The following is a 21748-nucleotide window of genomic DNA, read 5'->3' as shown; positions in this document are numbered from 1 at the left end:
ATGAACGGGATAGCGTTGAAGATCGCCCCGGCGCAAGCAGCCGATGAGGCGGAAGCGTTGGATAGCGGCTACGCGCTGTTCCCGGCGACCGCTTGCCAGACGCGCTTCTGGCATGAGCAGAAGGCCTCGCCGCAGGCGTCCGCGCTGAACATCGCGTTCCGTCTGCAACTGTCGGGGCCGCTGAGCGCCGCGAGTCTCGAACAGGTGCTCGCGGACCTGGTCGCGCGCCACGAAATCCTGCGCACGGGCTTTCTGATGACGGGCGCGGGGCTGCGCCAGCAGGTGTGGAGCGACGCGCCCTTCCGCCTCGACGTGATCGACCTGACCGCCTTCGACGATCAGGCCGCGCAGGCCGAAGCGCAGCGCGTCGGCGGCGAGCAGGCGCGCACGCCGTTCGACCTCGCGTCGCGCTCCTACTTTCGCGCCGTGTGGCTGCCGCGCTCGGCCACGCAAGGCGAGCTGCAACTGACCTTCCATTCGCTCGTGATGGACGGCTGGTCGTTTGCGATTCTCGTGCGCGAACTCGTCGAAGGACTCGCCGCGCTGCACGCGGGCAAGGACGCCGATTATCCCGACGTCGAACTCCATCACGGCGACTACGCGCTGTGGAAAGAGGAGTTCCTCGCGAGCGGCGCGCTCGATCGGGCGCGCGCGCACTGGCGCAGCGAGTTGCACGGCTTCAGCCGCTTCGATGTGCCGGGCGACCGCGCGCGTCCGCGCGAACGGCGCTTCCAGGGCGTGATCCGCTCGATCCTGCTGCCACTCGACCTGAGCGAACATCTGATCGCGGCGGCCAAGGCGCAAGGCGTGACGCTATTCAGCGTCGCGGCGGCGAGTCTCGCGATGGCGCTGCAAAAAGCGGCCGATGGTGCGGGCGTTGCGAGCGTGGCAAAAATTGCTATCGGCACGCAAATGTCCGTGCGCGATCAGCAGGAACTCGAAGGCGTGATCGGGCCGCTGATCAATACGGTGATCCTGCGCCTCGACATCGCGCCGGGCAGCACGCTCGCTTCGGTGATCGCGCAATGCGGCGCGAAGCTCAGCGACGCCATCGAGCATCTGCACGTGCCGTTCGAGGAAATGCGCGAGATGGCGGGCGAAGCGTCCGACACCGACCGCCCGCCGCTGTGCTCGGTGAACTTCGCGTTGCAGCAGAGCTTCGTCGGCATGGGCGACGAAGTGCGCCGCGATGCGTTCGCCGCGACCACCTCGCCGTCGTTCAACGCGGGCGCGCTCTACGACCTCAACTTCTTCATGGTGCGGCGGCCCGAAGGCTGGCGCATCTCGTGCGAAGGCGATCTCGATCTCTACGATGTCGAGACCATCGACGCGCATCTCGCGACATGGCGCGAGATGCTGGAGCGCGTGCAGATCTCGGCGCCGGTGCCGGTTTCGAAAACCGCTGCCGTTCAGGCGCACGCGCCGCTCGCGGCGGGCGTCGGCAACAGCGGCTTCATGAGCCAGGCGGAGATGGAAGCGAAGGCGCGTAACATCGTCCGCTTCAACGAAGACGCGGCGGGCACGCCCGTGATCGCGCTGAACAACACCGCCGTGCTGTACGGCCTCGCGCAGCAGATCGGCACGGACCGGCCGTTTTTCGACATTCCGATGGTGCCGGAAGGCCCGCCGCGCGAGTTTCCGCCGCGCGCCTTCCAGGATCTCGCGGCGGATGCCGTGCGACTGATCCGCCTCGCGCGGCCCCACGGCCCGTACATCCTGATGGGCCACTGCGTGCTGGGCGCGCTGTCGCTCGAAGCGGCGCATCAGCTCCGGCGCGAAGGCGAAACCGTGGAGCTGGTCGTGCTCAACGACTCGTGGTGCCCCGGCTATCGCGAAGGCATGGGCTGGCTCGATCGCCAGATCCGCAAAATGCAGGTGCGCGCCGACAACATTCCGCGCGACTTCCGCAAGGCGATGCGCGGCGAAATCTCGATGGTGTCGTTTCTCGAACAATATCGGATCGTACGCACGCTCGGCATTGCACGTTTCGCGCTCAAACTCGGCTTGATCAAGGGTGACGCTTCCGAGCACAAGGTGACCGAGAACCGCTGGTACATCGAGTATCTGCTGGCCCAGCAAGCGCGTTACCGTCCTGCGCCTTACGACGGCGAAGTGCAGATTTTCCGCAGCGCGCAGGTGCTCAAGGGACGTCTGTTCGCGTGGGACCTCGGCTGGCAGTCCGCGCTGAAGGGCAAGGCGATCGTGACCGAAGTGCCGGGCATGCACGACCAGATCTTCCGGGCGGCGGGCACGGCGGTGATCGGCAAACAGTTGCGCGAGCGGCTTGCGGATATCGGAGCGAACGGCGTCGAAGCCGCTGCGCAGGCATCGGACGGCGCGGCGCTGCATTCCTGAAACCTGCATAGGCCGTTATTCAGGATTCCTGTTCAGGATTCAAACCGGCCCCGGCGAGATGAAATGACCCATGCTTCCTTGCGAACGATCCTGGTAGCCGCCGCGTGCGGCGCGCTGGCGCTCGGCGGCATCCTGTTCGCGAAAGCCACCGTGACGGCGCAGCAATCCGCCGACGCCGTCAGCGGCTCGCCCGCGTCCGCCGGCCGCGTGAATATCGCGGTGCTCGGCGACTCGGACAGCCAGTCCTATTACGACGGCCAGCGCGGCGGTGCATGGCGCGCGACCACGTGGCAATGGACCGAGGTGCTCGCGCGGCTGCGCGGCGACCAGATCGACTTCGGCAAATGGGGCGTATGGGGCAGCAACAAGTACGAGGCGTACGTCGCGGACAAACTCGGCCTTGGCGCCCGCTCGCCGCGCAAGACCGACTATCAGTACAACTTCGCCGTGAGCGGCGCGTCGTGCGAACAATTGATGGGCCGTTCGCAGCGTCAGGCGCGCCGTCTCGTCGCCTTGATGGACACGGACCCGCAGGCGTGGAGCCATGCCGTCGTGCTGATCCGCATCGGCGTGAACGATATCGGTCAGCATGACATCCTCGATGCATGGGCGCACGATCGCAACGCCGCGCGTCCGGCGGCGGTGACCGACGCGTGCATTAGCGCGGTCGGCGAGGCGGTCGGGCTCATCCGCAGCCATCATCCACAAACGCGCATCGTCCTCGTGGGCGTGCTCAGCAATGCGGACTGGTCGGTGGAATTCGATCACTGGCAATCGGCCGCGGAGATCGCCAACATCGACGCCGGCCTCGATCGCTACGACAACGGCTTGCGCAAGCTGGCCGCAGCGAACGACAACGTCGTCTTCCTCGACGACCGCGCCTGGTTCAGGAGTCTATGGGGCGAGCGCGACGACCAGGGGCGCCCGGTGTACAAGACCGTGCGGCTCGCGCCGGGCTGGGCCATCACGAATACCGACGGCGACGATCCGCACAATGCCGTGCTGGCCGACGGCCACGCGGGCGTGGTCTGGAATGCGCTGTGGGCGCAACACCTGGTCGGGGCGCTGAACGCCTCGTTCGGGCTGCATATCGAGCCGATCACGGATGCGCAGGTCATCGGCTTTTTGCAGCCGGGTTTCGCGGACACGACGACAACGCGCGCGGCCGCGCTCAACACGACGGGCGGCCAGCCCGGTTCGGCGCCGCCGCTCTCCTCCGCGACGAATCCCTGATCCCGGATCTTTGCCGGTGCGCCCGTTCAGCGCTGGCTTAAATCCGCCATCGACCGACCGGACTCACGCCACACGCATGGCTTCAACGCGTCGCGCCGGTCACGGCTTTCAGCGAGTCCACGAGATGGCGCGCCGCCGCCTGCCAGGTGAAGCTCTCCGCCTGCCGGTAACCGGCCGCGATCATCGCTTGCCGCGCCGATTCGTCGTCGAGCGCCGTGAGAATCTGCGTGCGCCATGCCGGTGCGCTGAAGGGATTGGCATAGCTCGCCGCGTCGCCGCACACTTCTGGCAGCGCGCCCAGCGGCGCAGCGATCACCGGACAACCGAGCGCCATCGCCTCCAGCGGCGGCAAGCCGAATCCTTCGGTGAGCGAAGGAAACGCCAGCGCGCCCGCCTGCATCATGAGCGCGACGAGTTGCGCATCGCTCACGCGGCCCGCGAATCGCACGTTAGACGGCACCCGATGCCCGAGCGCTTCGAAATCGGCGCGCGTCGCGACGCCGAACAGGACGAGTTCGAAATCGCTCAATGCCGGATCGGCAAACGCCTTCAACAACACGCCGATATTCTTGTGCGGCTGCGTATTCGCGAGCGCGAGCACGTAACGCCGGGGCGTGAGTTTCAGCGCTGCGATCTGCGTATCGTCGGGACGCACCTGAAAAACGTGATCGCAACCGTTATGCACCACGACGATCTTGTCCGCGCTGGCAATGCCGTAACGCACGAGTTCCTGTTTCGAAAATTCCGAAACCGTAAAAATAATCTTGTGACGCTTGCCGATAAAGAAATACTGAAATTTGTACCAAAGCCGGAAAGGCAGCGAATAGGAATCCGGCGACGAATACACCTGCGCGTCGTGAATCATCGTCGCTGAATCGCGATGCAGCAGCGGGCCGAGATTGCACAGATTGAGAATGAAATCGCGTCGGCGCGCCAACGGGAAATAGCACTGCTCCCACGCGATGCGATGCATTTTGCGCGCCCAGCGGCTTTCGCGAATGCACGCGATATTGCGGTAGCGCGGAACGTCGACATGATCTCTCACCACGAGCGCGTAATCGACATCGCCGCCTGCATGCGCGGCGATCAAGGCGTCCGTGGCCGCCACGAGCTGCTCGGCGACCCGATGCACGCCCGTGGGCGCCGCGCCGAAGAATTTGCCGTTGAATGCAATCGTCTTCATAGTTTTTCCGCACGCTCCGGCGTCAGGCGGCCACGCACGAAATCGCAGACGCCGATCCAGTTGCCGCGCAAACGGCCGCGCCGGTCGACCCACGGCTCCGGCACGAAACTGCGCAGGACGTTGCTCACCACATTGCGCAGCACGTGACGCAGCGCGTCGCGCAACGGCATGGTTTTCTTTTTCACCAGATAAAGCGGATTGATCACCTGCGAATAGCCGAATTTGCGCCCGGACACGCGTCCGCGCTTCACGCCCATATGCACGCCCACGGCCGTATTGATCCGCACGACGCGCCCGCCGCGATTCCAGATCTGGCCGCCGAAATCGCGATCCTCCTGCCAGCCGTAAAGCACGAGACGTTCGTCGAAACGCAGGCCCGCGATGCTGCTGCAACGGAACGCCATGTTGCAGCCATAGGGGCCGCCCGTCGGCGTGATACGCATCGCTGCGGGCAGATCGTCGGTCGTCGCGACAATCGCGCGCGCTTCGTCATACGAGTAGCCCGGACCGTGTATGCCGTCCGCGAGCACCGTGCCGGTCACGCAGGCAATCGACGCGTCGGTTTCGAGCGCTTTCAGCGTCTCGGCAATCCAGCGCTCGTGCATGAGGAAATCGTCGTCGAGAATAATCACCACGTCGAAATCGGCCGGCACGTGATTCAACGCGTGATTGCGTTGCACCGAACTGCCGGCGCGCCCCTTGATGACAAGTAAGCCCGGCTGCGCCTGCAAATCGCCGATGTCCGCATCCGAGACGCAGGACACGATAACCAGGTCGGGCTTCACCGTTTGCAGGCTCACGAAACCGACGACTTGCGGCAGAATTTCCGCACGCCCGAGCGTCGGGAAGATCACGCAGACTTTTGGCTTCTTGTCGAAGGGTACCGAATTCATTATTTTCCCGTTGAGAGCTTAATCGCGCGAGCGCGCCAATCGCGCATCCAATGACACCGCATTGCCGTTGCCGAAAAATCCGCCGAGCAGCCCCGCACGCCAGACCCCGAATATCAGCATCGCCAGCAAAGCCGTTTCGCCGATCAAGCGCGCTTCGGCCATGCCTTCCGCACCGCGATAATTCGCCAGCGGAATTGCCACGACCAGATTCAGGAGCGCGCTCGCGAAGCCCGTCCACAACAGCAGTCTTTCGAGCTTGCGCGGCAGAATGAAATAGAGGCCCAATACGCGCGTGCACACGCTGATCGGCAGCACGAATACCAACACGTTGAGAATCGGCACGGCGGGGCGGAATTCATGGCCGAATGCGAGCGGCACGATCCATTCCGACAGGGTCCGCGTGACGATCACGCCGACAATCGCGCCGAACAGGAAAACGGCCAGAATGCGCCGCGCGAGCCAGTTGGCCCTGGCCTCGTCGTGCGCGACCAGAAACATGACTTTCGGCGTGAGCACCTGCGCGGCGGGCACCATGATGCCCATGGCGGCAGCGATCAAACGCTCCGATATGCCGAACGCGCTGACCTCCGCGGGCGAGGCCATCAGCGACAAAATATAGGTCGACGCGGCGAGTATCAGCACCGCCGTGCCGTTATAGAGAAAGATCGTGGTCGAGCTTTTGATCACCGCGAAAGCCGCGCGCACCGGCGCGAGAAATCCTGTCGACTCCCTGCGCACCAGCCAGTAAGCCACTCCGTTTTGAACGACGCCGGACGCGAAGGTCAGCGGAAACACCAGCGAGAGATCCGCGGGCTTGCGAATAAACACGATCAGCAGCGTGAGCGACATCACGAGGCCCATCACTTCGATCATCATGCTCGTGCGCACGCGGCCCGTGCTGGCGAAATACCAGCCGAGATTGAACGCCGCGAGAATCCCGCCGACGACAATAAAATACGGCGCACCGGGCACGCTGGAAATCACTTCGGAGCGAAAGGCCGCAATCAATCCGATCACGGCCGCAGGCACGCCGATCAACAGGCGCGCCGTGAAATGCTCGCGAAAAATCCGGTCGTTTTTGCCGGGGTGATCGGATTGCACCAGCTCGCGTCCGCCAACGGTCGCCAGGCCGAAGTTGACGAGCAGCCAGAGCGAATTGGACAGCGACATGCCGGCCAGCACCGCGCCGTAGCCGTTCGCGCCCAGCACGCGCCCGTAATAAGGAATCAGGACGAGCGGATAAAGATAGCGGAACGCATAGGACAGATAGACGGCGAACAGATCGAGTTTCGACAGCGATGTGTCGAGCTTTTTCATGATCCCCCCTGAGAGACCCATCGTCCGCGTGCGATCGCGCGACGCGTCATACGTGGCGAAAGCGCGCCCGCCGCCGCCGCGAAAATATAGAAAGGCGCGCCCAGTTCGAATACGCCCGCGGACGCCGAGGCCACGATCAAGGTTGCGATCATGCCGTGACGCGCCGCGTAGCAGACCGCGCGTTCGGTGAAGCCATACGCGGTGGGAATCGGCGTCAGCAGGGACGTGCCCAGAAACATGCCGTAGCACACCACGCCCACAACGCCGAGATTCGCCAGCACGACGATCAGAAAGCTGGAAGTGCGAATGCTGCCGAGCCCGACGCCCAGGCCATAGGTGTCGAGGAAGTTGGTGATGCCCTGCGCGTTCCAGCCCATCCGCTCCACACCCGAGGAACTGCCCGCTTTGCTGAACACCGCCGTGTCGAAGAAATCGGTGATCGCATTGGCGACGCTCGGCAGGAACAAAATCACGTAGAGCACGACAAGCAGTCCCGCGCAGGCCCCGATGACCCAGAGCCGCTGTTTGCGCACGATGGCCGCGCGCGAGATTACGCCGGGACGGCTGAACACGAGCACGCCCGAGTAGGCGGCCAGCCCGACATAGGCCGTGCCCGACGTCGACAGCAGCAGCAGGATGCCCGTGGCCAGCGAGAGCGCGCCCGAGATTTTCGTGCGGTAACCCACGAGCCAGAGATTCAGGCAAAAGATAAACAGCGGCAGCGTAAAGCCCGAATAGGCGGACGTCTCGCTGAAGGTGCCGCTGATGCGCACGAGACCGCCCATTTCCTCGCCGGTCAGATCGGCGAATTGCGCGGTTTTGATCACGGACATCGCATCGATACCGGCCGTATGAAAGACGATGTCGAGGCATCCGGCAATCACGTCGAGAAACGCCAGCACGAAGATCGCGCTCGCCAGCGTCCGATACACGCCGCGATATTTCAGGAACGCGTAGGTCGCGCAATACACGATGACGTCGCTGACGCAATAGACCGACTGGGACAGATTGCCGGACACGGGCGCGAGCGGCCGAAGCAGCACTTCCTGGCTGCTGCGGTCGACGGGATACACGAGCGTCGAGCCGAGCAGCAGACGCGGCAGCAGGATCGCGCCGACGACGCCCCACAGGCAGGTACACAGCAGCCAGAAGCCGGGCTTGTCGAGCGAGACCGCATCGGCGAGCGTCTTGCCGCCGGCGAGATTGAACGCCCGGATCGCGAAGAACGCCAGGAACAGTTGCGCAGGCAAAATCCCGACGCCGCCCAGACCGAGCGCGAGCGTGCTGCCGAACAGCGCAAACACCGCCATCGCGTAAATGGCGCAACGATGCGACACATAAAGCGCCACCAGTCCCGTGACGAACACGATCAAACCGTATATCGACAGTTCCACTTCCCTGCCCCCAAAATGCGTTCGCTCGCCGGTCGCCCGCGCGCGATGTCGTTATCGCATCTGCCCGAATTCACCTGCGTTGCGCGCGTCGACACGTTGTCAAGCCGACTGCCAACGCCGCACGACTTGAGGCGTATCCGTGAAGCCCTTGCCCGCATCCATCGCGCGCTCGACCACGCTGAGAAACTCCTGCTTGAATCGCTCCTCCGTAAAACGCAGGGCATTGCGGCGGCACACTTCCGGCTTGAGCGCGGGCTGGCGTTCGAAACGCTCGACCGCATCGACGATCGCTTCGACGCTCTGCTCACCGAAGAACAGCCCCGTGCCGCGATCCGGGTCCGCCGAATCCACCACGATTTCGCGCGAGCCGCCGCGTCCGAATGCGATAACCGGCGTGCCGCACGCCTGCGCTTCGACCACCGAAATGCCGAAGTCCTCTTCCGCCGCCACGACGAACGCGCGCGCGCGCTGCATGTGATCGACGAGTACCGAATCGGGTTGATAGCCGAGCAAGGTCACGTTCGGCGCGGCGCAGGCTTTGACACGGTCGAAATCCGCGCCGTCGCCGATCACCACGAGCCGCTTCGACGGCATCGCCGCAAACGCCTCGACGATCAGCGGAATGCGCTTATACGGCACCATGCGCGAGGCGATCAGATAAAAGTCCTCGTGCTGCTCGCACAATTCGAAACGCTCCACGTCGACGGGCGGATACACCACGGTCGCTTCGGTGCCATAGGCTTTGCGAATGCGCCGCCCGACGAAGGCCGAATTGGCGACGAAGGCATCGACGCCATGCGCCGTGCGCTGATCCCAGATGCGCATGTAATGCAGCAGCATGCGCACGACCCAGCTTTTCATGCCGCGTTGCAAACCGGCTTCGGAAAGATATTGATGCTGTAGATCCCACGCATAGCGAATCGGCGAATGCACGTAGCTCACGTGCACCTGATTCGGTCCCGTCAAAATGCCTTTGGCCACGGCATGGCTCGACGAAATCACGAGATCGTACGAAGACAGATCGAATTGCTCGATCGCGAGCGGCATCAGCGGCAAATAGCTGCGAAACGACGAACGCGCGCGCGGCAGATGTTGAATAAACGAGGTCTTCGCATGACGTCCGCCTAGCACGCTGCGTTGCGCTTCGGGAAAGAAGTCGACCACGCTGAACAGATCGGCTTGCGGAAACAACTGAAGAATCTGCTCGACGACTTTCTCCGAGCCCGCATAGGTGACCAGCCATTCATGCACGAGCGCGACGCGGCCAAAGCGGCGCGGGTCGTTCGCGAGAGTGGAGGCAAGCGTTACATTAGCCACGGCGAAATCTCCTCGATCAGCTTGACGGCGGTGGCGTGCCACGTCAGCTCCGCCGTGCGTGCGCGGCCTCGTTCGCGCAGGTTCGCGCGCAGCGCGGCATCGGCTGTGATGCGTTCGAGCAGGCGCGCGAGTTCCGCCGGATCGTCCGGCGACGTGTACAGCACGGCATCGCCGCACGCTTCCTGCACGGCGGGCAAACGCGAGGCGATCACCGGGCAGCCGAGCGCCAGCGCCTCGACCGGCGGCAGCCCAAAGCCCTCGTAACGCGATGGATACACGAAACACGCCGCGCGCCGATACAAGGCCGCCAGTTCGCCGTCGCTCACATAGCCGAGATGCTTGACGAACTCGGGCAACGCGTCCTGACCGCTTCCATAAACCTTGGCATCGCCGCCGCCCACCACCACGATGTCGAATTGCGCGTCGCGAATCAGACGCGCGGCGTCGGCCACGAGCTGAAAATTCTTGTGACGATTGAGGCTGCCCACCGCGAGCACGAAAGGCCGCGCGCCGAGCGCGGACGTCACCGTGCTTTCGTCCTGTTGCACGCGCAGCATGTGCTCGCCGCTTTCGTACACCACGCCGATCTTGCCCGCCGGAATCCGGTACGCATCGGACAATTCGCGCCGCGAGAATTCGGACACCGTAATCACGCGCTGCGAGACCTGACCGATCCGCGGCGCCATCAGCCGATACCAGGCGACGAACGAACGGCTGTAACTCTCGGGCACACGCGCAGGCGCAGCGTCGTGCAGCACCGTGACCTGGCGGCGATACAGCAGCGGCCCGGAATTGCAGAGGTTGAGCAGCAACCGGCCACGCGCGGCGTGGGGCAACGCAATCTGTTCCCAGCGCAAACCGCCGCCTTTGCCGCTCGCACGCAATCCGACGTGCCTGAATGGATTCGCCATTTCTGCCAGCGCCTCGGGCACGATAATCTCGGTGCGCAATCCGGCCACACGCGGGTCGCGCGACTCGATCATCTGATCGAGCGCGCGAATGGTTTCGAACGCAAAGCGATCGACACCGGTTGCGCGCCGCCCGAGAAAACGGCCGTTGATCAGCAGATTGGGAACAAGCAGGTCTTTCATTGGATCGGTCCAGGGCATCGCTCATGTCCCGGCATCATCCGTGCACGCAGCCACCGCAACACGACCGGATTCGACAAGCCACACCATGCAATTGGTATGAGTGCGAGTGTGGACGATCTTCCCATCGTCGAATGTTCGGCTACGCTCATGTCGTGCTATTTCGCGAAGCACGGTTTACATTGTTTGCGCAATGTGACGCGCACCACGTAGCGGAACAGTTAATTCGATTGTTTAAATATCGACATTTCTATAATTGCTCTGCAGATTTCCGTTACGCCGCCGGTTTCCGAGTTGGACGAATGCGTAAAAGCGTCCCCTTCCATTCCGGGCGGCGCCTTCCATTCCCGGCTGAACTCACCGACGACATTCATGGGACGTCATACCCGACTTCAAGGCCTCCAGCATCTGCGTTTCTACGCCGCTTTCGCTGTGTTGGCCCATCACATTCTCGAAGAGGCCATGGGCAGTCCACTGGCCATCGCTTCCGCTTCGGCGACGCGCGTCGGCGCGTGCGGCGTCGATATCTTTTTCGTCATTAGCGGATTGGTGATGTGGCACACGACGGGCGGCTTTTCCGCGCGAACGTCGGCGCGCCGATTCCTCTCGCGGCGTCTCACGCGCATTTTTCCGTCTTATTGGGCTTGCCTCGCGATCCTGGTGACGCTGGCCGGCAGCGGGCTCGCGTTTAAACACGTCGAGCTGGACGCCGTGGGCATGATCGAGTCGATATTCCTGCTGCCGCCCACGACATCGTCGGGTTTGATTCTCGGCGTGGCGTGGACGCTGATTTACGAGCTTTATTTTTATCTCGTCTGCACCGCGGTTTTATGTCTGCCGTGGCAGCGCTTGCGCGCGTTGTCGATCGTCGCGCTGCTGGCCGCTGTGCCATTCGTGCTTGAAAAAGCCGGCGCGACGGCGCAGGCGCAGTACTACGGCAGCCCGCTTGTCGTCGAGTTTCTTTTTGGCATTGCATTGGGCGCGATCAGTACGCATCTGCCTGCGCCGGGCCGGCGTACGTGGCAAGCGCTGCTGGTGGCCTGCGTCGCGCTGTTCTGGTGGGCGTCCGCGGCTTCGCCCGATAGCGCGACCTTCGGCCTGCCGTCCTCGTTCAGATGGTGGGCGTGGGGCCTGCCGTCCATGTTGCTCGTTGCGCTGTTCCTGCACGTGCAGGACGATCGCAGCTTCATCGGGCGCGCGCTGACGACGCTGGGCAATGCCTCGTATGTGCTTTATCTCACGCACCTGTTCTGGATGAACGTATTTGCCAAGGCGATCAAGGCCGGTGCGTTTCATACGACATTGAGCCTTTATCTGGCCGGTGCTTTTGTCGCGATGTTCGCTGTGATATTCGCGCTGGGCGTTCACTGGTATCTGGAGAAACCGCTGCTTTCGAAACTCGAAGGCAAGCGTTCGCAGATGCGCGGAACGGCACTGAGCTGAAGCTTTTCGCACAGCGTATTGGCGTAGCGGAAAGCCACAATTTAATCGGACGATAGGTCCGTATTGAAAAGCCCGACGTGTTGTACGCCGGGCTTTTTTACGTTCGCGTGCGATGTTCAGAAGCGATCGACACGAATTGTCGAGCGACGCTTTGTGCGGACGAGTCGAGGTGCTGCACATCGCAATACAACGCGTCAGTCGTTGAATCGTGCGGTCAACGCTGCATCAGTTCGCGAAGCGATTCTTCATATCGATAAGCGCGCGCCAGGCGAAAGTCGGAAGCACACGGCGTGACACACGCCGTGACGATGCGTTCTGCGCTTTCAAACTCACCACCGCATTCACCCAATTGAAAAAGCCCACCCGGCTAACCGTGGTGGGCTTGTTCGTTCAACCATTCACGACCGGCGCATCACGCCGGCCTTGAATCCCCTCTCAACGCTGCGTCATCCCCGCATCCTTCGCGAAGCCGTGGCTCGAATAACCGTATGACGCATACGCATCGCCGTAGCGGCCCGGACGCGCCGTCATGTCGTTGAAGATCACGCCGCGAATCGGCACGCCGACCTGTTCGAAACGGCGCACGGACTCGCGCAATTCCGCCACGCTCGTGGTGCCCTGGCGCGCGATCACGAACACCGTGCCCGCGAGCTGGCCGATGATGCCCGCGTCCGCGACCGGCAATACCGGCGGCGCGTCGATCAGCACGAGGTCGTAGGCCTCGTTGGCCCAGTCCACGAAATCCTTGAAGCTGTCCTGGCGCAGCAATTCGCTGGCGTTGGTCACATAGCCGCCCGTCGCCACGAAGTCGACGCCCGGCATCACCTGGCGATGCACGACCTGATCGTAGTCCTGCAGGTAGTCGACGACATCGGTCAGGCCGGGGCTGCTCGGCACGCCCGTGTGCAGATTCAGCGAGCCGCGCCGCAAGTCGGCGTCGATCAGCAGCACGCGCTTGCCCGAGGCGCCGAACACCGCCGCGAGATTCACCGAGACGAACGACTTGCCGACCATCGGCGTCGGTCCCGCGAGCAGCACGACATGATTCGACGCATTCGCGAGCGAATATTCGAGCGCGCTGCGGAAACTGCGCAGGCTTTCGACCGCGGCGTCGAAGGCCGCCGTATGCGCGAGCACGGTGTTCGCGCCGGGCGCGCCGTTCGGCACGCGGCGCGTGAGCGTGTGTTGCAGTCGGCTGCGCGGCACCGCCGCGAACACCGCGAGACCCGTGCCCACTTCGATCTCGTCGACCATCGACACGCCGCGCTTGAGGCGATGACGCACCAGCACGATCGCCGCGCCCACGAACAGCCCCGTGAAGAACGCCGCGATCACCAGCACCGCACGCTTCGGACGAATCGGGCCTTCCGACGGCACCGCCGCGTCAATCATGCGCACGTTCGACACGCGGCCCGCCTTGAGCAGACGCATCTGCTCGCGATTGTTCAGCAGGTTCGTGTAGATGTTGGTGTCGACGGTCACTTCGCGTTGCAGCCGCACGAGATGCTGTTCGAGCGGCGGCAAGGCGCGCGTCTGTCCCGCGAGTTCGACCATCGCCTTTTCGGCTTCCGAGATTTGCCCGTTGATGGCGACCACGGCGGGGTTGTCGTCGGTAAAGCGGGCCAGCAATTGCGCGCGCTGCTGGCGCAGATCGGCGAGGCGGCTCTGTGCCAGAGCCGAACTCTGCAGCAGCGACGTCGCTTCGGCGCCCAGATTCACGGCGCCATGCTCGGAGCGGAACGTGTTGTATTCGTTCTCGGCTTTTTCGAGCTGGTCTTTCAGTTGCGGCAATTGCTTGTCGAGAAAGGCGATCGACTTTTGCGCTTCTTCCTGGGTGCGCTGCGCATTCTGCCGGATGTACTCGTTGCCGATCGCATTGAGAATCGTGCTCGTCAGTACCGGATCGTCGCCATCGAGCGCCACGCCGATCACGTCGGATTCCTTACCTTTTTCCGAAATGGCCAGCGACGTCTGGAGTTGCTGGATCGCGCTCAGCTCGGAACTGCGCGAGAGGCTGAAAACCGTGCCGGTCTGACCTTCGATGCGGTTCACGAGCAGATCGATCGTGCCGCCCACCACCTCCGCGTGCAGCGGCTGGCCCACCTTGCCTTCGAGCGTGTTGCCGCCGAAGGTCAGCGTGTACGCGCCTTCGCCCTGGTAGGTCAGCACGAAAGGCCGGCCTTGCAGGCGCGCCGGCACGTCGAAACGGGGCACGTCGATCGCTTCGTCGCCCCATGCGTAGCCGCCCCAGCCGGACCAGCCCGACAGATTCAGATGCTGCGCGGCCCAGCGGCCCACGACCGGGAAATAGCGCGGCGACGCATGAATATACAGCCTGGTCGCGTCGACGGCGGCCGACACGACCATCCGCGAACGCAACACCTCCATTTCCGCCGACGCCTCGGTCTTGACCGCGAATTGCGAAGACAAATCGGCCAGCGCCGACTTCGCGGCGTTCGGATTTTGCTCCACCTGGATCAGCATGTCCGATTCATAGACCGGTGCCGCCAGCAACGCATACACGCAACCGACGAGCGTGCACACGATCGTGGCAGCGAGGATCGTTTTGCGGCCCGCATAGAGCGTATCGAGCAGATTGCCCATATGCCCGCTTTCGGGCGCGATCGGCATCATCGCGTCGGCCGGCCCGTCAAGCAAATAGTCACGCTGATTCATTTTTATCCTCTCCGTGACGAAGGCGCCCAATGGCACGCTTCGCATTCATGCGGGGATCAGTAGCCGACCGCGCGGGTTGCCGCCGCGGCCTGCGTCGTCGGCAATATCAGGCTGATGACACGGCTCCACTTCACGAGTGAAGACGTATCGACGAACACCACATCGTTCGGCTTGAGCTGGAACGAGTCGGCCGTCGCCATCGCCGACGCACTGCTCGCGTCGAGATGGAACACCGTCGGCTGGCTCGTGTCGCGCCCGCGCACGACATAGACCTGCGACGCGTCGCCCGACGACTGGTTGATCCCCCCTGCGTTGCCGAGCGCTTCGTTGAGCGACATGTGGCCGTTATTGAACATCACGCCGCCGGGGCGCTCGACTTCGCCCACCACGAATACCTTGCTGTCGGCCTGCCCGAAGACGCGCACGAGATCGCCGTCGCGCAGAATGATGCGGTCGGGATTGAAGCCCTTGCGGATCATTTCCGGCATGTCGACGACCACCGTCGAATCGCCGCGCGTGACCGCGACCTGCGAGCGATCGGCATTACTCGTGAAGCCGCCCGCGCGATTGATCGCTTCGGGCAGCGTCATCGGCCGGTCGTTGAGCACTTCCACGCCCGGCGTTTTCACCTCGCCGTCCAGATAGACGCGCTTGCTGCGATAGGTCTGGATCCGCACCGTGACCTGCGGCTTGCGCACGTATTTCGTGAGCTTGTCCGCGAGCGCATCGCGCACGCCCATTTCGGACAGGCCCTCGACTTTCAGCGGCCCGATGTACGCGTACTGAATGAAGCCATCGGTATCGACGGTATAACCCGACGACACCGAACTCGCGCCGGTACCGCTACCGTCGCCGCCGCCGCCCGACATGGGCAGATTGAGTTCGGGGTGGTCCCAGACCACGATGCTGAGAATGTCGCCTGGGCCGATCTGGTACGGCGTGGCTTTGGAGAACAGCTTGTGCACGTCGTCGGGAATGCCCGTGGGACGCGCCGCCGCTTCCTTCGTCACCAGGTCGCGCGTGATCTCGACGAGCGTGCCGGACGGCGCGCCCGCGATGCCCTTGGCCACCACGCTGTCGGGCACGCCCGAGCCCGGCGCTGCGCCGGTGTGCGCGGCGCCCGTGTCCGCCACAGTCGACGCGCCGGCCGCGGGCGCGTACGTCATGCCCGGCGCAAGCGCGCAGCCGCCCAGCCCGGCCATCGTCAGGCAGGCAACCCATAAGCCCGCGCGACGCAACGCGCCCGCGGCGATCGATTTCTTCGCGTTCGTTTCCATTGACCTACCCCCATCCGTTGCCCATGTTCCGCGTCATTCCGTGTGACGCGGATACCTGGTCCGCCTGGCGCAAGCGCGCCACTCATTTCCCCTGCTGAAGCCGTTTCCCGAAGCCGGTGTTCCCAATGTCGATATGCGCTTCAATCCCGCTCGATATCAATCTCGATACCAGGCTCAATACGCGCCACTGCCGCGAATCACGACGAAAAACGTTTTAAACAGAATTCCGATATCGCGGCGGAAGGTCCAGTTCATGACGTAAAAGACATCGAGCGAGACGCGCGTCGCGTAATCGATATCGTTGCGGCCGCTCACCTGCCAGAGTCCTGTGATGCCCGGCGTCGCCATCAGGTAATACTTGCGCGCGTCGCCGTAGCGTTCGAGTTCCTGATCGATGATCGGGCGCGGACCGACGAAACTCATTTCGCCGCGCAGTACGTTCCAGAGTTGCGGCAATTCGTCGAGACTCGAATGGCGCAGAAAGCGGCCGATGCGCGTCACGCGAATATCGTTCTTGAGTTTGAATTCGCGTTCCCATTCGGCGCGCGCTTCGGGATCGCGTTCGAGCAGATCCTTGAGCACCTGCTCGGAATTCATCACCATCGAGCGGAATTTCAGGCATCGGAACTTCTTGCCATGACGCCCCACGCGCATATGGCCATAGAGCGCCTTGCCGCCATCGCGCTTGACCAGCAGCGCCACGCCGAGCAGCAGCGGCGACAGCAGAATCAGCGCGCTCAGCGCGGCCACGATGTCGAACATGCGCTTGAGGGCATGGCCGACCACGGCGGCGCGCACCGAGCCCATTTCCAGTTCGATCGGTTCGCGATGCCACCAGGCGCGCGTGAGACGCAGCACGCTGAACTCCGAAAAGAACAGCGTGTGCGACGCCATCAGCGAAATGCCGGTCGTCAGCGTCCAGTAAATAAACCACGGCAATTGCAGCAGATGATCGTGATGAATCGCGTAAAGCAGCACGAGGCCGCAGAGCTGCACGGCGAGCCACGCGAGCGCCGTGCGTCCCGCGACGCTGAAAATCGAGCGGCTGCCACGCGATCCATACGTGCCGCAAGCCGGAAACACCGAAAGCGCAAGCGCCGCGCAGAACGCCACCAGCGTCGGATCGGGATGATGCGCCGCGCCGATCTGCGTGAAATTCAGGTTCAGGTGTACGGCGCAAACGGCGCCCAGCACGATCAGCACCACGTCGACCGTGCGTTGCGTCAGTTGCGACCGTTGCGTCAGCTGTGATCCTTGTGTCAGCTGAGGCCCTTGCGTTAGATCTGACATGTCCTACCCCAGTGCGTGTCGTGTTCATCAGACGTTTTGGGTCTGACGTGGTCGTCCTCGGAGAGCGAACGCACGCTCTCTCTGTGCCCCGGGTATTGCAGGCGCGTACCTCGCCCACCCCGCCTGGCCACGACAACACATTAAGGTGTGTACAACCGCCAAACCGTGCGCAATCCCACCAACGATTTGTGATCGTGGCGGCCTCGTCATCGCGACGCGCCCATGCCCTGTAGCACGCCACGCGCAGCCAATGCGATATGTACGGTCTCGCACATATCGCCGCGTGTTTTCGCGCCGCGCTGCCATCGTTCAGTCCGGTTCATTCCATTTAATAGGAATCCGTATTATTCGTGACGCAATTATTTCCGCGCGCCGTTCGCTTGAGGACGCATCGAACGACAACCCGACGACAATTCGACGACGCGCGCGATTCAATCCTCTGCGGAATGCCGATCCGTTCGCCGACGCACACACTCAGGCGGCCATTGCGCAGCAGAATGTCGGCAAACCGCATCCTGCGAGGAATCCGCCGTGAAGCTCTCTCTGGCCGCCGCCCGCCCGCCGCTTGCCGCCTTCAGTCTCGTTGCCGGCCTTGCCGCGAGCCTCGGCGGATCGGCCGCGCACGCCGACGCGGTGCGCGCCATGCCCGCGCAGGATTTCATCGACACGCTCGCGGTCAACACGCACGTCAATTACACCGACGGCGCGTACGTGAACGTGCACAACGTCGCCGACGATCTCGCCTGGCTCGGCATTCGCCACGTCCGCGACATGATGCCGACCGGCACACCGCCGTTCGACAACTATGTGTATCTCGCGCGCCGCGGCGTCAAATTCAATTTCCTCATGCGCACGAACATCGACCAGGCGATCGACCAGGCGGTGGCCTTGAATACGGCCGTGCCGGGCAGCGTCGTGTCGATCGAGGGCTTCAACGAGGTCGATAACTTTCCCGTGACTTACAACGGCCTGAAGGGCGCTGCCGCCGGACTCGCCTTGCAGCGCGAGATCTACTCACGCGTGCGCAACGCGTCCGCGCTCGCGGGCGTACCGGTCTACGACCTGACCGGTTATGACCCGAAGCTGGTCGACACGCGCGCGAGTTCCGCCGATTATTCGAATACCCACTTCTATCCGCAAAACGGCGAACAGCCGAGCTACAACGCGAACGGCGATCGCTGGCTGCCCGCCGCGCTCGGCTCGGTCAAGAAGTTCGAATTGCCGGTCGTCGTCACCGAGTTCGGTTATTTTTCGATGCCGCAATCGGGCTGGTACATGCTGGGCGTGGACGAACCGACGCAGGCCAAAGGCGTGCTCAACGGCTATATGGATGCGGCGGCGGCCGGCGTGAAGCGGCTTTTCGTCTACGAATTGCTCGACCAGAAACCCGATCCGCAAAACAAGAATGCCGAAATGCATTACGGCATGTTCCGCAACGACAACAGCCCGAAGCTGGTCGCGCATTCAATCCGCAATCTCACGACGATTCTCAACACGACTACACCGCATCGCGCGAGCGCGGCCGCGCGCGATACGCTGACCTATACGCTCAGCGATATGCCGGTTTCGGCGAACAGCTTTCTGCTGAAGAAAAAGGACGGCCGCTTCGTGCTCGCCCTCTGGAATGAAACGCTGATCTGGGACCGCGCGAATGGCACGCCGCTGGAGAGTCCGCCCGCGCCGGTGAAACTGGATTTCGGAGCGAATGCGCGCCGCGTGGATGTGTACGATCCGATGGTGTCGGCGGAACCGCTGACCACGCATCGCGATCAGCGGCAACTCACGGTGAATGTGCCCGACCACGTGATCCTGCTGGAGATCACGCCCGCCGATCGGCCGGGAACCTGAATGCGTTCAATTCGTCAGCCGAATTCATTAGTTCGGATGACCAACTAAATTGAAACTCGCTGACGCGATGCGTGGGCTTTGATACGTTTGACACGCATCGCACCCTCACCCCTGCGCGGTTTCCCCTTCCGGGTAAGCCAGCGCGTCGCGCGCGAGTTCGAGACGCTGCGCGCCGAGGCGGCAGATCTCGGCACGGCAGCGCCGCACGTGGCGCTCGGCCAGATCGACGGCGGCACTGGCGCGCCCCGCGCGGATCGCGTCGAGCAGCTCGGCGTGCTCCGCATAGGTTTCGCCGACGCGCTCGCCGTACACAAAGCCCAGCCGGTGCACCACGTGGATGCGGTCGGTCACGCGGCGCAGCGCCGCCGACAGTTCGGCGTTGCCCACGGCGTCGACGAGCGCGAGATGGAACGCCTCGTCTAGCGCCGCCACACGCCGCGCATCGGTCAGACGCGCCGCCTCTGGCACGAGCCAGATCGCGCCCAGCGCGTCGAGCGCCTGCATGGCCGCGCGCTCGCCGCGCGCGTGGCGCTCGCAGAGGCGGCGGATCGCGAAGGTCTCGATCAGCTCGCGCATTTCGTAGAGATCGTCGAAACGGCTGAAGTCGATGGGCGCGACTTCCCACCCGCCGCGCACGTAGCCGCGCATCAGGCCGTCGCCTTGCAGCCGTTGCAGCGCTTCGCGCGCGGGCGTGCGCGAAACCGCGAAGCGCGCGGCCACGGCCGCTTCGGTCAGCCAGACGCCCGGCAGCAAGCGCAGTTCGAAGATGTCCTCTCGCAGATTCTCGTAGACGCGGTCGGCGCGCGAAGCGCCGCCCGGCGCGGCGCGCAGCGGCGTCGGCGACAGCGTGGAGAACGAGGAGAACCCGGAAACTGCGGCAGGCGGCGCAGACGAAGCGAGCGGCGGCGTCAACGGCGCGGCGGGCTGTGCGTTTGTTTGCACATCGGCGCTCGCAAGCGGTGACGGCGAAGAAGGAGTGAGCAGTTTGGTTTCGCGCATGATCGGCGAAATTATCGGCAGTGCGGCACGCCTGCGTATTGACCTCGCTCCAATAGTGCGTCTGTCAGTGCGCCGGCCTCCCGGCGCCCGCGGAGCCGCCTCGGCGCCTTTGTATAATCGCGGATTCGGCCCGCTTTCCGTCCGCGCTCGATCTCGCATTCAACCTTTTTGACCGGCGTTCACCTTTCATGCTCAGTTTCGCCCTCGGCTTTATCGTTTCACTGCTGGTCACGCTGCTGATCGTGCGATACGCGCATCTGCATGAAAGGTTTTCGGTCGACTCCGATCTCGCGGGCGTGCAGAAATTCCACGTGCGGCCCGTGCCGCGCATCGGCGGAACCGGCATTCTGGCGGGCCTCGTGGTGGCGGCCGCGCAGCTGCATCACGCGTGGCCGACGGTTTCGGGCGGCATTCTCGGCATCGTCGCCTGCGGGTTGCCCGCGTTCGGCTCGGGGCTCGTCGAGGATCTGACCAAGAAGGTCTCGCCGCTCGCGCGCCTCGTCTGCACGATGGCCGCCGCCGCGCTCGCGTATTTCCTGCTCGGCATCGCGGTCACGCGCATCAGCGTGCCGCCGCTCGACTTCCTGCTTTCCTACGCGGCCATATCGTGCGCGATCACGGTGCTGGCCGTCGCGGCGCTCGCGAACGCCGTCAACATCATCGACGGCTTCAACGGCCTCGCCTCGATGGTCGCCTTCATGATGTTCGCCTCGCTCGCCTACGTGGCTTTCCAGGTGCACGACCCGGTCGTGCTCTCGGCCTCGCTGATCATGATGGGCGCGGTGATGGGCTTCTTCATCTGGAACTTCCCGGCGGGCCTGATCTTTCTCGGCGACGGCGGCGCGTACTTCATCGGCTTCATGCTCGCCGAACTGGCGATCCTGCTCGTCATGCGCAACCGCGACGTGTCGGCGTGGTATCCGGTGCTGCTGTTCATGTACCCGATCTTCGAGACCTGTTTCTCGATTTACCGGAAGAAGTTCGTACGCGGCATGTCGCCCGGCATTCCCGACGGCGTGCATCTGCACATGCTGGTCTACAAGCGTCTGATGCGCTGGGCCGTCGGCGCGCACACCGCGCGCGAGCTGACGCGCCGCAATTCGCTGACCTCGCCGTATCTGTGGCTGCTGTGCCTGATCGCCGTGATTCCGGCCACGCTGTTCTGGCGCCACACGCTGCATCTGTTCTGCTTCGTGGTCGTGTTCGCCTGCACCTATGTGTGGCTCTACGTGAGCATCGTGCGGTTCCGCTCGCCGAAGTGGCTCGTGGTGCGCAAGCACCAGCGCCGCTCCTGATATCGCCGGGACAGACGGCGCGCGCCTGAAAGGCGCACGGCGGAGCGCGCATCTGTCGCGCATCGGACGCGCACGCTGTGCGCATGGCTTGGCGCGGCGCGCGTACAATTTACCGGATGGCCTCCGGTGCCGGCCATCGC

General features: G+C 63.7%; 15 protein-coding genes. 5 read left to right on the top strand and 10 right to left on the bottom strand.

Annotated features, from left to right (window positions below; translation table 11 throughout):
- Together U4Y88_RS09490 and U4Y88_RS09485 are read left to right on the top strand one after the other, a co-directional pair.
- The gene (locus U4Y88_RS09490; RefSeq protein ID WP_321783566.1) at positions 1-2355 is read left to right on the top strand and encodes a condensation domain-containing protein; all 2355 of its coding nucleotides are present in this window, start codon (positions 1-3) and stop codon (positions 2353-2355) included.
- 63 nt (positions 2356-2418) lie between these two features.
- A complete protein-coding gene (locus tag U4Y88_RS09485) occupies positions 2419-3588 on the top strand; it encodes an SGNH/GDSL hydrolase family protein (protein ID WP_321783564.1) in 1170 nt (389 codons plus the stop codon).
- Positions 3589-3670: 82 nt separating this feature from the next.
- Here U4Y88_RS09485 and U4Y88_RS09480 read toward each other — a convergent pair whose 3' ends face one another.
- From U4Y88_RS09480 to U4Y88_RS09455, 6 genes are all read right to left on the bottom strand, one after another.
- Positions 3671-4771, bottom strand: a complete 1101-nt coding sequence (locus U4Y88_RS09480; RefSeq protein ID WP_321783562.1) for a glycosyltransferase family 1 protein — start codon at positions 4769-4771, stop codon at positions 3671-3673.
- A complete protein-coding gene (locus tag U4Y88_RS09475) occupies positions 4768-5664 on the bottom strand; it encodes a glycosyltransferase family 2 protein (RefSeq protein WP_321783560.1) in 897 nt (298 codons plus the stop codon). The genes U4Y88_RS09480 and U4Y88_RS09475 overlap by 4 nt, the downstream gene beginning before the upstream one ends.
- Before the next feature lie 18 nt (positions 5665-5682).
- Positions 5683-6981, bottom strand: coding sequence for a polysaccharide biosynthesis protein (locus U4Y88_RS09470; protein ID WP_224013115.1), 1299 nt, complete (start codon positions 6979-6981; stop codon positions 5683-5685).
- On the bottom strand, positions 6978-8375 hold the full coding sequence (locus tag U4Y88_RS09465; RefSeq protein WP_321783558.1) for a hypothetical protein: 1398 nt from the start codon (positions 8373-8375) through the stop codon (positions 6978-6980). Before U4Y88_RS09465 ends, U4Y88_RS09470 begins: the two co-directional genes overlap by 4 nt.
- Before the next feature lie 99 nt (positions 8376-8474).
- A complete protein-coding gene (locus U4Y88_RS09460) occupies positions 8475-9692 on the bottom strand; it encodes a glycosyltransferase family 4 protein (RefSeq protein ID WP_321783556.1) in 1218 nt (405 codons plus the stop codon).
- A complete protein-coding gene (locus U4Y88_RS09455) occupies positions 9680-10783 on the bottom strand; it encodes a glycosyltransferase family 1 protein (protein WP_321783554.1) in 1104 nt (367 codons plus the stop codon). The genes U4Y88_RS09460 and U4Y88_RS09455 overlap by 13 nt, the downstream gene beginning before the upstream one ends.
- A gap of 369 nt (positions 10784-11152) precedes the next feature.
- On the opposite strand from U4Y88_RS09455, the gene U4Y88_RS09450 reads away from it, so the two are divergent.
- Entirely contained in the window at positions 11153-12223 is a 1071-nt protein-coding gene (locus U4Y88_RS09450) for an acyltransferase (RefSeq protein ID WP_321783552.1), read from the top strand.
- A 435-nt stretch (positions 12224-12658) separates the two neighbouring features.
- Here the strand turns inward: U4Y88_RS09450 and U4Y88_RS09445 are convergent, their stop codons facing one another.
- The 3 genes from U4Y88_RS09445 to U4Y88_RS09435 all read right to left on the bottom strand — a co-directional run bounded on the left by U4Y88_RS09445 (position 12659) and on the right by U4Y88_RS09435 (position 17466).
- Complete coding sequence (locus U4Y88_RS09445) at positions 12659-14899, bottom strand: polysaccharide biosynthesis tyrosine autokinase (protein WP_321783550.1); 2241 nt, start codon at positions 14897-14899, stop codon at positions 12659-12661.
- A gap of 56 nt (positions 14900-14955) precedes the next feature.
- Positions 14956-16176 (bottom strand): polysaccharide biosynthesis/export family protein, encoded by a 1221-nt coding sequence (locus U4Y88_RS09440; protein WP_224013109.1) that lies wholly within the window; start codon positions 16174-16176, stop codon positions 14956-14958.
- 174 nt (positions 16177-16350) lie between these two features.
- Positions 16351-17466 (bottom strand): sugar transferase, encoded by a 1116-nt coding sequence (locus U4Y88_RS09435; RefSeq protein ID WP_224013108.1) that lies wholly within the window; start codon positions 17464-17466, stop codon positions 16351-16353.
- Positions 17467-17997: 531 nt separating this feature from the next.
- On the opposite strand from U4Y88_RS09435, the gene U4Y88_RS09430 reads away from it, so the two are divergent.
- Positions 17998-19314: a calcium-binding protein gene (locus tag U4Y88_RS09430; protein ID WP_321783548.1), complete on the top strand. Its 1317-nt coding sequence runs from the start codon at positions 17998-18000 to the stop codon at positions 19312-19314.
- Between the two features lie 105 nt (positions 19315-19419).
- Here the strand turns inward: U4Y88_RS09430 and U4Y88_RS09425 are convergent, their stop codons facing one another.
- A complete protein-coding gene (locus tag U4Y88_RS09425; protein WP_321783885.1) occupies positions 19420-20160 on the bottom strand; it encodes a GntR family transcriptional regulator in 741 nt (246 codons plus the stop codon).
- A 341-nt stretch (positions 20161-20501) separates the two neighbouring features.
- Between U4Y88_RS09425 and U4Y88_RS09420 the strand changes: the two genes are divergently transcribed.
- Positions 20502-21608 carry a glycosyltransferase gene (locus U4Y88_RS09420; RefSeq protein WP_310631630.1) on the top strand — a complete coding sequence of 369 codons (1107 nt, stop codon included), beginning with the start codon at positions 20502-20504 and terminating at the stop codon, positions 21606-21608.
- The last annotated feature ends 140 nt before the right edge of the window (positions 21609-21748 follow it).

The sequence above is a fragment of the Paraburkholderia sp. J94 genome, from assembly GCF_905220285.1.
In the GTDB taxonomy this organism is placed as follows: Bacteria; Pseudomonadota; Gammaproteobacteria; order Burkholderiales; family Burkholderiaceae; genus Paraburkholderia; species Paraburkholderia tropica_A.
Note: the sequence above shows the minus strand (reverse complement) of the source record. Positions and strands in the feature narration are given on the sequence as shown.